Source organism: Sphingopyxis sp. (genome assembly GCF_036261875.1).
GTDB lineage: Bacteria > Pseudomonadota > Alphaproteobacteria > Sphingomonadales > Sphingomonadaceae > Sphingopyxis.
Genome location: NZ_DATAJZ010000010.1, coordinates 41,174 through 55,077, shown reverse-complemented (window position 1 = coordinate 55,077; position 13,904 = coordinate 41,174). Strand labels below are relative to the sequence as shown.

Here is a 13,904-nt window from a genome sequence, read left to right as displayed (position 1 = left end):
TGCTGGCTGCGGCGATGGCCTCGCTGTTTCAGCATCCATGGCCCCGCGCTGTCCCGCCAGCACGGCGCCAGTTGTTTTTCGCACAAAGCCACAAAGCCACGAAGATGTTGCGCCAGCCGCGAGGCGGCTTTCTCTTGCGACCGTGCGACCAACCGCACCGTTGATGGAGGAACGGGCCTGTCGACCCAGGCCCTCTTCTTTGTGGCTTTGTGGCTTCGTGCGAAACAAAAAAACGCCGCGCCGAAGGACAGGTCAGGCCATGGCCCCTGAAACAGCGAGGCCATCGCCGCAGCCAGGGTGACGAGAATGGAAAGGTCGTGCGCCTCTCACACCCCCTCCCTTTCGTCACCCCGGACTTGATCCGGGGTCCATTCAAACCAGCGCCGGACCAATGGATCCCGGATCAAGTCCGGGATGACGATGAGAGCAAGGCCACACTCTCCTCGCGCCTCGATCCGTTGCGCCCACAGGAGAAAGCGATCTGGGCGGTCTATCCGCAGCGGCGACATCTGCTGCCGGAGGTGCGGTTGCTGATCGACAAACTGTGCGAGGAATTACCCGGGGGCGTTGCGGCGGAGTGGGGCCGCTTAGGGCCGAACTATAGGCCCGCCAGCTTTGCCGCGACTACGATCGTGAGAATGAGCATGATCGCGTTGAATGTGGCGCAGAACCAGAAGAGAATAGGGTTTTCTGTTCGATGCCCCGCTAGGTAGCCAACGCCTGGTGCCTCCATTGTTTCCGTGCGGAAGCCCACCCAAAGATAATATCCAAAGAAAATACTACCAGCGAGCATAATTGTGACTTTCAAGGTCGCGCCTACCGCGTTGAAGTTCACCATTACGATGAGAAGAATGATTGCAGCAGCAAGCCAAAAGTAACGCATTGGCCAATTATGCTTGAAGTCGCCGACGTTGCAATCGACTATTTTTCCTCTCGTCATCCCGGACTTGATCCGGGATCCATTATTCCAACGCTGGCGTGAATGGACCCCGGATCAAGTCCGGGGTGACGATGAAAAGGATGTCGGGCTCAACACTCCACCACACTAACCGCCAGCCCGCCCTTCGACGTTTCCTTATATTTATCGCGCATATCGCGGCCGGTTTGCAGCATCGTCGCGATCACCGTGTCGAGGCTGACGACATGCGTGCCGTCGCCGATCATCGCGATGCGGCTGGCGTCGATCGCCTTGATCGCGCCCATCGCATTGCGCTCGATGCACGGGATCTGGACGAGGCCGCCGATCGGGTCGCAGGTCAGGCCGAGGTTGTGTTCCATGCCGATCTCGGCGGCGTTCTCGACCTGCGCGTTGGTGCCACCCAAGGCGGCGGTCAGTCCCGCCGCCGCCATCGAACAGGCGACGCCGACCTCGCCCTGGCAGCCGACCTCGGCGCCCGAGATGCTGGCGTTGCGTTTATACAATGCGCCGACCGCGGCCGCGGCGAGCAGGAAGGTGCGCACGCCCGCCGCGTCGCCGCGATAACTGCGGCGGTAATAGCGGATCACCGCGGGGATGATCCCCGCCGCGCCGTTGGTCGGTGCGGTGACGACCTTGCCGCCCGCGGCATTTTCCTCGTTCACCGCCATCGCCCACAGGTTGATCCAGTCCATCATCGCCATCGGATCGGACAGGTTCGCCTCGTGCCGCTCGCGGATGTCGGCGGCGATCTGCGGCGCGCGGCGCTTGACCTTGAGCCCACCGGGGAGGACGCCGGTGCTGCTGCATCCCGCGTCGATCGAGCCATCCATCGCCGCGGCGATCTCGTCGATCCCGGCCTCGACCTGTTCGAGGCTGCGGTGAACCAGTTCATTGTCGAGCATCATTTCGGCGAAGCTCTTGCCCGACGCAGCGCCCATTTCCATCAGGTCGGCGCCCGAGGTGAAGGCAAAGGGCAGTTCCACCTCATCCTCGGCGCCGCGACTGTTGCGCCCCGCCTCGTCCTCGTCGACGACGAAGCCGCCGCCGATCGAGAAATACATGCGCTTCGCAAGGATTTCCCCATCGCCGTCGCGCGCGGTGAAGCTGAGGGCGTTGCTGTGGAAGGGCTGGCGCTGCTTCATCTGGAAATGCAGGTCGCTGGCCGGCTGGAACCGGACGCGCTGGCGGCCGAGCAGATAGAGGAAGCCCTCGCTCGTCGCGCGGTCCCAATGCGCCTTGATCGCGGCAAAGCTGGTCGAAGCCGGGATTTCGCCGGCGAGCCCCGCGACGACCGCGGTGTCGGCGGCGTGCCCCTTGCCGGTCAGCGCGAGCGAGCCGTAGAGATCGGCCTCGACGTGCGCGGTTTTCGCGAGCGGCCCGTGCTCGCCCAGCCAGACCGCGAAGCGCCGCGCCGCGACCATCGGGCCGACGGTATGCGAGCTCGAAGGTCCGACACCGATTTTGAAGAGTTCGAAGAGGCTGATCGTCATGGCGGCGCTATATAAGACGCATCGTCGGGGCGATAGGGACAGCAACGCCGAAATAAAAATCCTCCCCGCGGCGAAGCCGTGGGGAGGTGGCAGCCCGCAGGGCTGACGGAGGGGCAAGAGCGCTGGCGCCGTAACCCCTCCACCATCCTTCGGATGGTCCCCCTCCCCACCGCTTCGCGGCAGGGAGGATCGGTTCGTCAGCCCGGATAGGTCCAGGCGCCATCGCGCGCGAGGTTCTCGGCGGCGAAGTCCCAGTTCAGCAGTTCGTCAACCACCGCGTCGACATAGGCGGGACGCAGATTCTTGCGGTCGATGTAATAGGCATGTTCCCAGACGTCGATCACGAGCAGCGGCTTGATCCCCGCAGTGACTTCGGTGCCGGCGTCATGCGTGTCGGTGACCGACAGCTTGCCGTCCTTGGCGACGAGCCAGGCCCAGCCCGACGCGAAATGGTTGACCGCGGTGTCCTTCAGTTTCTTCTTGAGGTCGTCGAGCGAACCGAAATCGCGGTCGATCGCCGCGGCGAGATCGCCCGCCGGTGCGCTCTTCTTCGGCGACAGGCTGTTCCAGTAGAAGGCGTGGTTCCACGACTGGGCGCTGTTGTTGAACAGCCCCTTGTTGCCCGCGCCCTCGGCATGGTGGATGATTTCCTCAAGGGCTTTGCCGGCAAGCTCGGTGCCTTCGATCGCGGCGTTGGTCTTGTCGACATAGGCCTTGTGGTGCTTGCCATGATGGGTCGCGAGCGTGTCGGCCGAAATATGCGGCGCCAGCGCGTCCTCGGCATAGGGCAGCGGCGGGAAAGCGATCGTCATGGCAGTCTCCATTTTCTGATTGGATAGCCCCTTAATTCGGCGCTTCGCCGGATGGTTGCAAGCCCCACGCGGGCAATTTTTCCTTCCCTGCCCTCAACTCAGGTCACCATCGCGCGCAGCGCCGCGATCCGGTCGGCTTCTTCGGCGGGCTTGTCGCGGCGGATGCGCGCGATGCGCGGGAAACGCATCGCCAATCCCGACTTGTGGCGCTTCGACGCATGGATCGAATCGAAGGCGACTTCGAGCACGAGCGACTTCTCGACCTCGCGCACCGGGCCGAAGCGGTTCAGCGTGTGGTCGCGCACGAATTTGTCGAGCCATTTCAGCTCCTCGTCGGTGAAGCCCGAATAGGCCTTGCCGACCGGCAGCAATTCGCCCGCGTCGCTCCAGCAGCCGAAGGTGTAATCCGAATAGAAGCTCGCGCGCCGCCCGTTGCCGCGCTGCGCATACATCATCACACAATCGGCGACGAGCGGGTCGCGCTTCCACTTGTACCAGAGCCCGGCGTGGCGGCCCGCCACATAGGGCGCGTCGCGCCGCTTCAGCATCACCCCCTCGATCGCCGCATCACGCGCGCCGGCGCGAAGCTCCGCCAGATGCTCGAAATCGCGCGCCTCGATCACCTGCGACAGGTCGAAATGGCTGGCGGCGAGGCGCGGCACGAACGCCTCCAGCTGCCGCCGCCGCTCGCTCCACGGCAGGCCGCGCAGGTCGTTGCCGTCGACGGCGAGCAGGTCGTAGACGCGCACGAAGGCCGGATAGTCGGCGAGCATCTTCTTCGAGACCGTCTTGCGCCCGAGCCGCTGTTGCAGCGCGTTGAAGCTTGCCGCTTCGCCCCCCTGCGCCTCGCCGCGCACGAGCAGCTCGCCATCGATCACCGCATCCTGGTCGAAGGCCGCGACCAGTTCGGGAAAAGCGCTGCTGATCTCCTCGCCGCCGCGGCTGTAGATACGCGTCTCGCCGCCACCCCCGCCACCTCCGCGCACGATCTGGACGCGGATGCCGTCCCATTTCCATTCGGCCGCGAAACTGTCGAAGTCGATCGCCTCCCCTTCCAACGCCCGATCCTCCAACGGATGCGCCAGCATGAAGGGGCGGAAGAAAGCGACGTCGGCGAGGTCGGGCCGCGGCGCTCTCCCCTCGCCCCACGCGAAGAGCGGCGCATAGGGCGGCGGAATCGCGTGCCACAGCTCCTCGACATCGTCGACGGGCACCGCGAAGGCCTGCGCAAACGCCTGCTTCGCGAGCCGCGCCGACACGCCGACGCGCATCCCGCCGAGCGCGAGCTTGAGCAGAGCATAGCGCCCGTCGGCGTCGAGCCGGTCGAGCAGCGAAGCGAGAATCGCGGGCGCGTCGCTGCGGGTCGCGGCGGAGAGCGCGTCGACGGCTTCGGTGACGCTGAGATCGACCTTCGGCCTTACCGCATCGGGCCACAGCAACGCCGCCGTCTCCGCCGTGTCGCCGACGAAATGCCGCGACAGGCGGAACAATTCCTCGTCCACCCGCGAAGCCAGCAGCGCGCGCACCGTCCCCGCCTTCACCGCTGGAAAGTCGAGGCTTTCGGTCAGCGCGGCGATCGCCCAGCCGCGGTCGGGATCGGGGGTGTGGCGGAGGTAATCGACGATCAGCGCCAGCTTCGTATTGCGCGAGCGCGTGTAGATCAGCCGGTCGATCAGGGCCGCGAAGCGCTTCACGCCTCCTCCTCCAGATCGCGGCCGACGAGGTGCAGCGCGCGCGCCTTGCGCTGGGTCAACTCGCACCAGCGCAGCAGGCCCTCTTCGCTGCCGTGGGTGATCCAGCTTTCCTTGGGGTTCACCTCCTCGATGGTCGCGGTGAGCTCGTCCCAGTCGGCATGGTCGGAGATGACGAGCGGCAGTTCGACCATCCGCTGCCGCGCGCGCTGACGCACGCGCATCCAGCCCGACGCCATCGCGGTGACCGGATCGGGCAGGCGCCGCGACCAGCGGTCGTTCAGCGCCGAGGGCGGCGCGAGGACGATCTGCCCCGCCATCTCGGCCTTGTCCGCTTCGCTCACCAGCCGCAGGTCGCCGAGGTCGACGCCATGCACCGCATAAAGATCGCACATGCGTTCGAGCGCGCCGTGGATATAGATGGGGGCGCTCCATCCGGCGGCGCGCAGTTCGGCGATCACCCGCTGCGCCTTGCCGAGCGCATAGGCGCCGACGAGCACCGAACGGTCGGGCTCGGCGCGCACCGCGCCGATCAGCTTGGCGATCTCGTCCGCGGTCGGCGGGTGACGGAACACCGGCAGACCAAAGGTCGCCTCGGTGATGAAGATGTCGCACGGCACGACCTCGAACGGCGCGCAGGTCGGGTCGGGCCGCCGCTTGTAGTCGCCGGTGACGACGATCCGCTCGCCGCGATATTCCATCGCTATCTGCGCGCTGCCGAGCACATGCCCCGCCGGGTGGAAGCTGAACCGCACCCCGCCGCGCTCGAACCCGTCGCCATAGGGAAAAGCCTGATTATGGCTCGCCTCGGCGTCGACGCCATAGCGCAGCGCCATGATCGCCAGCGTCTCGGGCGTCGCGAACACCGCGCCATGGCCGCTGCGCGCATGGTCGGCATGACCGTGCGTCACCGCGGCGCGTTCGACCGGGCGCGACGGATCGATCCAGAGGTCGGCGGGCTTTACGTAGAGCCCATGCGGGTGCGGTTCGAGCCAGGGTTTGACACGCGTCGTCATCTTGCCCGCTTAGCACAAAGAACAAAGAAGGAACAAACCCCTTCGATGGTTCAGGCCTCGCGCCAGCGCGCGGGCAGCGCGATGTCGACGATCAGCCCGCCCGGCTCCCAGCGCCGTTCGATCGTGCCGCCCAGATTATTGCGCACGCTGCGTTCCATCAGCAGCGTGCCGAAACTCGTCCGCTCGGGCGGGCCGACGACGGGCGCGCCGCCGCTTTCGGTCCAGGTGAGGCGGAACAGGCGCGGCTCGCTCCCCTCCGGGTCCTGCGTCCACGTCACCTCGACCTGGCCTTCGGGGCCGGTCAGCGCGCCATGCTTGGCGGCGTTCGTTGCCAGTTCGTTGAACAGCAGCGCCATCGCGACCAGCGCATTTTCGGGGAGCAGCAGGTCGGGCCCCGACCAGCGGATGCGCGGAAAGCTCGCCTCGACCTCGCGCATCAGCGCGTGCATCGACCCGGTCATGAAATTGGCGCCGAGCAGGACGTTCTGCGCGCGATTGAGCGCGTCGAGGCGGCTGCTGATCCGCTCGACATAATCGTCGACATCGCGCGCCGCGTGCCGCGTCAGCGAGATGATCGCGCTGACCGTCGCGAACAGGTTGCGCATCCGGTGGTGCAGCTCGCGCATCAGCAGATTGGCGTTTTCCTGCCGGCTCTTCTGCTCGGTGATGTCGATGCTGATACCGGTCAGCACCGCGTCGTCGTTGTGGACGTCCCAGTCGCCGCGGATGCCCAGCCAGCGCACGCCGCGCTCGGGATGGACGATGCGGTGCTCGACCGCATAGGGGGTGCCGTTTGCCACTGCCTCGTCGATCGCCGCCTGCACGCGCTCGCGGTCGTCGGGGTGGATGCGCTCGAAAATCCCTTCGCGGGTGCGCAGCGCGCTTTCCCAGTCGGCGCCCCACAGGTCCGCGACCGCGCCGCGCCAGGTCGCCAGCGCGGTGCGCGAGTCATAGCGCCACGTCGCGATCCCCGAATAGTCGAGCGCGCGCTCGAGCGTGCGGCGCGCCTCGTCGCGCTCGACGACGATGCGGCGCAGTTCGGCCTCGGCCATGATGATCGCCGCGAAGTCCTCGAGCCGCTCGAGCTCGCGGTCTTCCAGAAGCGCGCGCTCGCGCCGGTCGATGATGCAGAGGGTGCCGAGCACCGCGCCATTATAGGCGCGCAGCGGCACGCCCGCGTAAAAGCGGATGAAGGGCTCCCCCGTCACCAATATATTGTCGCGAAAGCGATCGTCGGCGCGGGCGTCGGTGACGATCAGCGGCGCGTCGCCGGTCACCACATGCTGGCAGAAGCTGATGTCGCGCGGGGTTTCCTCGATATCGAGGCCATAGGCCGACTTGAACCATTGGCGGCAATCGTCGACGAGCGTCACGAGCGAAATCGGGGTGTCGAACAGGTCGGCGACCAGCTTGGTGACCCGGTCGAACGCGGCCTCGGGGCCGCTTCCCAGCAATCGGTATTCGCGGAGCGTATCGAGTCGCCACGTCTCGCGCTGCGTGGCATCGCTTTCCCCACCGTCCGCCAAGGCCACCCCCCCTCTTCCTGTCCCCGCCAGTGTCGCTGCACCGATGTCCGCGCCGGGCCGCTCTGCCATGAATCGAGTTCCTAAAAAAGCATTGTGGCGACCCCAGGAAAAACGGAACAATTCCGCTCCCTTAGGCCCAATTCGGTCGCGTCCCGGCAGAGTCTACGCTTTGCGCGCCAACAAGTTGCAGCAAAGTGGGACGCTTTGACGGCGGGAACCCGATGCACGCGCCCCGCGTATCCTTATCGACAAGAGGGAGCATCATGATGAGCTTGGGAGAAGAAATCCGCGGACATCTGCCCTTTCTGCGGCGCTACGCGCGCGCGCTGACCGGCAGCCAGCAGCATGGCGACAATTTCGTTCACACGACGCTGGAGGTGATCGTAGCGGCCCCCGACGAATTCCGCACCGGCCCCGACACCCGCATCGATCTCTACCGCAATTTCCACCGCATCTGGGAAAGCGCCTTCCTCGACGACGGCGAAGGCGCTGACGAGGAAGAGGACCCGCTCGTTCGCGCCGCGAACCGCCGCCTCGCGCAGATCACGCCGCTCGGCCGCCAGATGCTGCTGCTCACCGCGCTCGAAGGTTTTTCGGTCGCCGAGACCGCGCGGATCACCGGCACCGATGCCGCCACGGTCGAAACGCTGCTCGGCGAAGCCGCGGGCGACATCGACCGCGAAGCGCGCACCTCGGTCCTGATCATCGAGGACGAACCGCTGATTGCGATGGAGCTCGAACAGATCGTCCGCGGCCTCGGCCACGACGTCGCGGGCATTGCCACGACGCACGAGGACGCGGTCGCCGCTTTCGAGGACAGCGATGCGGGGCTCGTCCTCGCCGACATTCAGCTCGCCGACGGCTCGTCGGGGATCGACGCGGTCCAGGACATATTGGCGGTCGCGCCGGTGCCGGCGATCTTCATCACCGCTTTTCCCGAGCGGCTGCTGACCGGCCATTGCGTCGAGCCGACCTTCCTGATCTCCAAGCCCTTCCGCGAGAATACGGTGCGCGCGGCGATCAGCCAGAGCCTGCTTTTCACGCCGCAACTCGCGGCCTGACCTTTTCCCGATGCGTAGGGGGATGCCGGCGCTTCAATCCGGCGAAGGACCGCCGCCGGCCAGTCGATCGACATCGCCCATGATCGCGGCAAAAGCTTCGCTCGGCGCCAGCGGCGTCTCGCTCCGCAGCGGCATCTCGCCGCTTTCGAGGATCGCGTGCAGCGCGGCGCGCGCGCGCGACACCCGGCTCTTCATCGTGCCGACCGCGCAGCCGCATATCTCCGCCCCTTCCTCGTAGGAAAGCTGCCCCGCGCCGATCAGCACCAGCGCCTCGCGCTGGTCGACCGGTAGCAGCATCAGCGCGCGCTGGACGTCGGCAAGGTGCAGGCTGTCGGCCTGGTCGTCGGGCGCGACGAGCAGGCGCTCGGCGGCGAGTTCGTCATAGTCGGCGGTGAATTTCCGCCGCCGCATCTGCGACAAAAAGCAGTTGCGCAGGATGACGAAGGCCCAGCTCTTCATGCTCGACCCGCCGGGAATATAGGAGGCGCGCGCCTTCCACGCCTTGAGCATCGTTTCCTGGACCAGATCGTCGGCAAGGTCCGCATTGCCGGTCAGGCTGCGACCGAAAGCGCGCAGATGCGGCAACATCGCCGCCAGTTCGTTCTTGAAGCTGACATCGTCGAGGGGGCGGGCGGATTCGTCGCTGATAAAAGGGCTTTCGTTGCAGAGGCCGGAACCAATAGCGGAGTGAAGCACAGGCTTAGCGCCCGATGCAAGGCTTGAAAACCCTAAGTAACTCATATGCTTTCATATTGGCCGCGTGTCGCCGATGTGCCTTTCGCGCCACAGTCGGCGACAAAAATCGACGAGCTGCGGGAACCCGCGGCCAAGTCTGTCGTTGCTTCGGCATGGCAACGCACGGCAACAATGGCATCAATGGCGCGGACCGGCATCCGCTCGTATCCGATGCGCCGCGCCGGGCGAACGGCAGCTTTCCCGGCAGCGGCAGCGACCAGTGGCATCGCACGCTCACCGGGCGGCAGGCTCCCGAACCGGTGGGCGCGAAGCTGCGCATGATCTATGGCAATATCGTCGCCGAACAATTGCCCGATCATATGCTCGACCTTCTGTCGCGGCTCGACAGCAAAAGCCCGAAGCAATAATGGCCCGAACCGATACGGCGCCGCCACCGCAGGACGACAATTCGCTTTCGGACAGTGAGTTCAAGCAGTTGCTCGCGGGCGTGATCCCGCACCTTCGCGCCTATGGCCGCAGCCTGTCGGGCAACCCCGACCTTGCCGACGACCTGACGCAGGACACGATGGTCAAGGCCTGGGCCTCGCGCGACCGGTTCGAGAAGGGCACCTCGATCAAGGCATGGACCTTCGTCATCCTGCGCAACACCTTCCTGTCGCAGATGCGCCGCAACAAATTCCACGGCGAATATGACGAGGGTGCGGTCGAGCGCACGCTGTCGACCCCGGCCCGGCAGGAAGATGCGAGCGAGATGGCCGACCTCCAGCGCGCGCTGATGGAATTGCCGCAGGACCAGCGCGAGGCGCTGATCCTCGTCGGCGCCGGCGGCCTGGCCTACGAGGAAGCGGCCGCCATCTGCGATTGCGCGCTCGGCACGATGAAAAGTCGGGTATCGCGCGCGCGCGCCGCGCTCGAGGACATCATGGCGCGCGGGCAATTCGCGCAGAAGCGCGCCGACGCCCCCGCCGCGAGCGAGGCGATCGACGCGATCATGGACAGCGTCGAAGCGATTACGGCGCGCCGCGAGGCATCGGGGCGCTGATTTGCGATTCGCGCAGAACGCGAAGAGATGATCAGCTTCCTCGTCACCCCGGACTTGATCCGGGGTGACGAGGAAAGTATCGCGCCTTCAAAGGGAAACCGCGTGACCGCCGATCTCGTCGCTCTGGACATTCCCGAATGGCCGCGCCACACTGGCGGCCTCCCCAGCAAAGCGAGCTCCGCCCATGAAAAGCCTGTCCGCCCTCGCCCTGTCGGCCGCGATCGCCGTTGCCGCCTGCTCCTCGGGTCCGGCGAGCAATGCCGCCGATAGTGCGGCGCTCGACGCATCGGGCGCCCAGCCCGCGACGCCGCTCGCCGACGCGCCTTTCACGGTGCGCGAAGTCGCGTCCTTCGACGAGCCCTGGGCGATGACCTTCCTCCCCGGCGGCAAGCAGGCGCTGGTTACCGAGCGGGCGGGCAAGCTCAAGCTCTGGCAGGAAAATGGCCCGGCGCTCGACGTCGCGGGCGTGCCGGCGGTCGCCTATGGCGGCCAGGGCGGGCTCGGCGACGTGATCCTCGCGCCCGATTTCGCGGCGAGCGGCACCGTCTATCTGAGCTGGGTCGAGGCGGGCGATGGCGACAATTTCGGCGCGGTCGTCGGCAAGGCAACGCTGGTGCAGGGCGCGGCGCCGCGGCTCGACGAGTTGCAAGTGATCTGGAAACAGGATCCGAAAGTTCCCGGCCGCGGCCATTTCTCGCACCGCCTCGCCTTCTCGCCCGACGGCCAATATCTCTTCATCACCTCGGGCGAGCGGCAGAAGTTCGATCCCGCGCAGGACATGGGAAAGAATCTCGGCAAGGTCATCCGCCTCAAGCCCGACGGCAGCGGGCCCGCCGACAATCCCTTTGCCAAAAAGGGCGGCGTCACCGCGCAAATCTGGTCGCTCGGCCACCGCAACCTGCTCGGGCTGGCGTTCGACGGCAGCGGCAGGCTGTGGCAGCAGGAGATGGGGCCGAAGGGCGGCGACGAGGTCAATCTGGTCGAGCGCGGCGCCAATTACGGCTATCCGATCGTCTCGAATGGCGACCATTACGACGGCAAGGACATCCCCGATCACCCGACGCGCCCGGAGTTCGCCGCACCGAAACTCTGGTGGAATCCGTCGATCTCGCCCGCCGGGCTCGCCTGGTACGGCAGCGACCTGTATCCGGGCTGGAAGAACAGCCTGCTGATGGGCGCACTGTCGGGTCAGGGGCTGATCCGCATGAGCATAGACGGCGACACGCTCCACAAGGCCGATCGCTGGGACTTCGGCCAGCGCATCCGCGAAGTCGAGGTGCGCGAGGACGGTTCGGTGTGGCTGCTCAGCGACGGCAAGGACGGCAAGCTGCTCGAACTGGTTCCGAAGGGCTGACTCTTTGCTTTTCGTCACCCCGGACTTGATCCGGGGTCCCGCTTTCCCATCTCGTCACAGGGTAAGGGACAGCTGGATTCCCGCTTTCGCGGGAATGACGATTATGGGATTAGATCTAAGATGCTTCGCGGTTTCCTCACCCGGCGCGCCGAATGGCCGGCGCGCATCGCCGATCCCGATGCGCCGCCGCCGCTGTCGCTGCTGTGGCGCGAGGCGGGCGCGCTGCTGCGCGCGCTCGGCGGGCGCATCCGCCCGCTGCCGCCCGAGCCCAATCCCGACAGCGCGCATCCGCCGGTGATGGTCCTCCCCGGCTTCCTGTCGGGCGACTGGGCGACCAAGGCGCTGCGCGGCGACCTCCGCCGCGCGGGGTTCCGCTGCTATGCCTGGGGCCTCGGCTTCAACCGCGGCGCGACCCCCGACACCATCGACCGCATCGACACCCGCGTGCAATGGATCATCGACCGCACCGGCCACGCCCCTGCGCTCGTCGGGTGGAGCCTCGGCGGCATCTACGCGCGCGAATATGCGAAGCATCATCCGGGCAAGGTCGCGCGCGTCGTCACGCTCGGCTCGCCCTTTTCGGGGAGCCGCCGCGCCAATCGCGCATGGCGCCTCTATCACCTGATCGCGCGCCACCCGGTCGACAATCCGCCGATCGACTTCCACCCCGCGCCGCGCCCGGCGATGCCGACCTTCGCGCTCTGGTCGAGCCACGACGGGGTCGTCGCGGTGAACAGCGCGCGCGGGTCCGCCCACGAAAGCGACCGGCGGATCGAGGTCGATTGCGGCCATATGGGCTTCGCCTATGCCCCCACCTCGATCGCCGCGATCGTCAAGGCGCTGACCGAAGAGGTCGCCCCGCCCGCCTGAGCGCCGCTCAGCACACGTCGATGCGATCGAGCGGCGCCGCGCGCCAGCTCAGCAGCATCCGCCCCGGCCGCCGTCCTGCGAGCCCGGTCGAGACGAAGCCGACCCGGCGCAGCAGCGCGCGCGACCTTTCATTCTCCGGACGGCATTCGGCGACGATCGCACAGCCCGGCCGCGATGCAGCGAGCGCATCGACGACGGCGCGCACCGCCTCGGTGGCGATGCCGCGGCCGCGCGCGCGGGCGGCGAACCAATAGCCGATCTCATATTCGCGGCCCGCGCGGCGGTGGACGCCGATCACCCCGCTCAGACCGCCGCCGCTGCCGTCGCGCACCGCGTGAAAGACGTCGCCGCCGCCCGACCGCGCGATCAGGGCGCGCGCATCGTTTTCAGTGAAGGGCTCCGGCAGGAAATGGATTTGCGAGGTCACCGATTCGTCGGTGATCGCAGCAAGCGCACCGGCGTCGTCAGCGTGCAGCGGCGCGATGCGGCAATGGTCGGTCGAGAGGGCAAGCAAAGTATCGGTCATGTCGCGTCTTCTTGAAAAGCGCGCGCCGGGCCCGGGGGGTTGGTGGTGTGATGATGACCATTCGCCTGTCCGAACACGGCGGCGATGGTCACAGGGTGATGCCATGCCGCTCCTAGATAAAGGAGCGCCAATACGCCTTGAATCGAAGGGATCGGTCGTTGGTCATCGCCGCCGCGCCTATCAGCTTTGCGGGGTTCGATCAACCATCGGCGGGGTTCGGGCTGGCGGATCGGCCCGCAAAGGCTCTAAATCCGGCGCATGACCCTCCCCGACGCCGCCGCCTTCATCCGCGCCAACCTGCCCGTGCTGCCGGTTCCCGGCATCGCCGAAATCCGCCTGCACAAGGCGGTGCCGTCGAGCCGCGTCGGACGTCTCGCGGCGGACGGCGACGGGCGGCCGCCCTATTGGGCGCATCATTGGGCCGGCGGGCTCGCGCTTGCGCGCCATGTCCTCGATCATCCCGGGAGCGTCGCCGGGCGCCGCGTCCTCGACCTTGGCGCGGGATCGGGACTGGTCGCGATCGCCGCCGCCAAGGCCGGCGCGGCGCAGGTGATCGCCGTCGAGCCCGACCGCCACGCCATGGCCGCGCTCGCGCTCAACGCGGCGCTCAACGATGTCAGGATCGAGGTTCGCGCGGCGGACGTCGCCGCGCTCGACCTCCCCAATGTCGACACGGTGCTGGTCGGCGACCTTTTCTATTCGGACGAACTCGCGGAAACCGTTACCACCTTTCTCGACCGCTGCCTCGATCGCGGCATCGACGCGCTCGTCGGCGATCCGTGGCGCCGCCCGCTGCCGCTCGCACGCCTCGACGAAATCGCCCGCTACGAGGTCGCCGAGACCGGCGGAGCAACGAAGCCGAGCGGCGTCTTCCGCTTCCATCGCGACGGGCCTTGATTTT

General features: G+C 66.8%; 14 protein-coding genes. 6 read left to right on the top strand and 8 right to left on the bottom strand.

Going from position 1 to position 13,904, the window contains the following annotated elements; all coding sequences use genetic code 11:
* Positions 1-598 precede the first annotated feature (598 nt).
* From VHO04_RS05425 to VHO04_RS05400, 6 genes are all read right to left on the bottom strand, one after another.
* Positions 599-883, bottom strand: coding sequence for a hypothetical protein (locus VHO04_RS05425; protein WP_329627351.1), 285 nt, complete (start codon positions 881-883; stop codon positions 599-601).
* Positions 884-1,029: 146 nt separating this feature from the next.
* Positions 1,030-2,409, bottom strand: a complete 1,380-nt coding sequence (locus tag VHO04_RS05420; protein ID WP_329627350.1) for an L-serine ammonia-lyase — start codon at positions 2,407-2,409, stop codon at positions 1,030-1,032.
* A gap of 197 nt (positions 2,410-2,606) precedes the next feature.
* Positions 2,607-3,221 carry a superoxide dismutase gene (locus VHO04_RS05415; protein ID WP_329627349.1) on the bottom strand — a complete coding sequence of 205 codons (615 nt, stop codon included), beginning with the start codon at positions 3,219-3,221 and terminating at the stop codon, positions 2,607-2,609.
* A gap of 98 nt (positions 3,222-3,319) precedes the next feature.
* Complete coding sequence (locus tag VHO04_RS05410) at positions 3,320-4,915, bottom strand: cisplatin damage response ATP-dependent DNA ligase (protein WP_329627348.1); 1,596 nt, start codon at positions 4,913-4,915, stop codon at positions 3,320-3,322.
* Complete coding sequence (locus tag VHO04_RS05405) at positions 4,912-5,928, bottom strand: ligase-associated DNA damage response exonuclease (protein ID WP_329627347.1); 1,017 nt, start codon at positions 5,926-5,928, stop codon at positions 4,912-4,914. The genes VHO04_RS05410 and VHO04_RS05405 overlap by 4 nt, the downstream gene beginning before the upstream one ends.
* 50 nt (positions 5,929-5,978) lie before the next feature.
* The gene (locus VHO04_RS05400; protein WP_329627346.1) at positions 5,979-7,460 is read right to left on the bottom strand and encodes a GAF domain-containing protein; all 1,482 of its coding nucleotides are present in this window, start codon (positions 7,458-7,460) and stop codon (positions 5,979-5,981) included.
* A 260-nt stretch (positions 7,461-7,720) separates the two neighbouring features.
* On the opposite strand from VHO04_RS05400, the gene VHO04_RS05395 reads away from it, so the two are divergent.
* Positions 7,721-8,515, top strand: coding sequence for a response regulator (locus VHO04_RS05395; RefSeq protein ID WP_329627543.1), 795 nt, complete (start codon positions 7,721-7,723; stop codon positions 8,513-8,515).
* A 33-nt stretch (positions 8,516-8,548) separates the two neighbouring features.
* On the opposite strand, the gene VHO04_RS05390 is transcribed toward VHO04_RS05395, so the two are convergent.
* Positions 8,549-9,103 carry a sigma-70 family RNA polymerase sigma factor gene (locus VHO04_RS05390; protein WP_329627345.1) on the bottom strand — a complete coding sequence of 185 codons (555 nt, stop codon included), beginning with the start codon at positions 9,101-9,103 and terminating at the stop codon, positions 8,549-8,551.
* A 260-nt stretch (positions 9,104-9,363) separates the two neighbouring features.
* On the opposite strand from VHO04_RS05390, the gene VHO04_RS05385 reads away from it, so the two are divergent.
* The 4 genes from VHO04_RS05385 (at position 9,364) to VHO04_RS05370 (ending at position 12,477) form a co-directional block, all read left to right on the top strand.
* Positions 9,364-9,618 (top strand): NepR family anti-sigma factor, encoded by a 255-nt coding sequence (locus VHO04_RS05385; protein WP_329627344.1) that lies wholly within the window; start codon positions 9,364-9,366, stop codon positions 9,616-9,618.
* Positions 9,618-10,253: a sigma-70 family RNA polymerase sigma factor gene (locus tag VHO04_RS05380; protein ID WP_329627343.1), complete on the top strand. Its 636-nt coding sequence runs from the start codon at positions 9,618-9,620 to the stop codon at positions 10,251-10,253. The genes VHO04_RS05385 and VHO04_RS05380 overlap by 1 nt, the downstream gene beginning before the upstream one ends.
* 184 nt (positions 10,254-10,437) lie before the next feature.
* Entirely contained in the window at positions 10,438-11,607 is a 1,170-nt protein-coding gene (locus tag VHO04_RS05375) for a PQQ-dependent sugar dehydrogenase (RefSeq protein ID WP_329627342.1), read from the top strand.
* A gap of 120 nt (positions 11,608-11,727) precedes the next feature.
* Positions 11,728-12,477, top strand: a complete 750-nt coding sequence (locus tag VHO04_RS05370) for an esterase/lipase family protein (protein WP_329627341.1) — start codon at positions 11,728-11,730, stop codon at positions 12,475-12,477.
* A gap of 7 nt (positions 12,478-12,484) precedes the next feature.
* On the opposite strand, the gene VHO04_RS05365 is transcribed toward VHO04_RS05370, so the two are convergent.
* Entirely contained in the window at positions 12,485-13,003 is a 519-nt protein-coding gene (locus VHO04_RS05365) for a GNAT family N-acetyltransferase (RefSeq protein ID WP_329627340.1), read from the bottom strand.
* 258 nt (positions 13,004-13,261) lie between these two features.
* On the opposite strand from VHO04_RS05365, the gene VHO04_RS05360 reads away from it, so the two are divergent.
* Entirely contained in the window at positions 13,262-13,900 is a 639-nt protein-coding gene (locus tag VHO04_RS05360; RefSeq protein WP_329627339.1) for a class I SAM-dependent methyltransferase, read from the top strand.
* Positions 13,901-13,904: the final 4 nt, after the last annotated feature.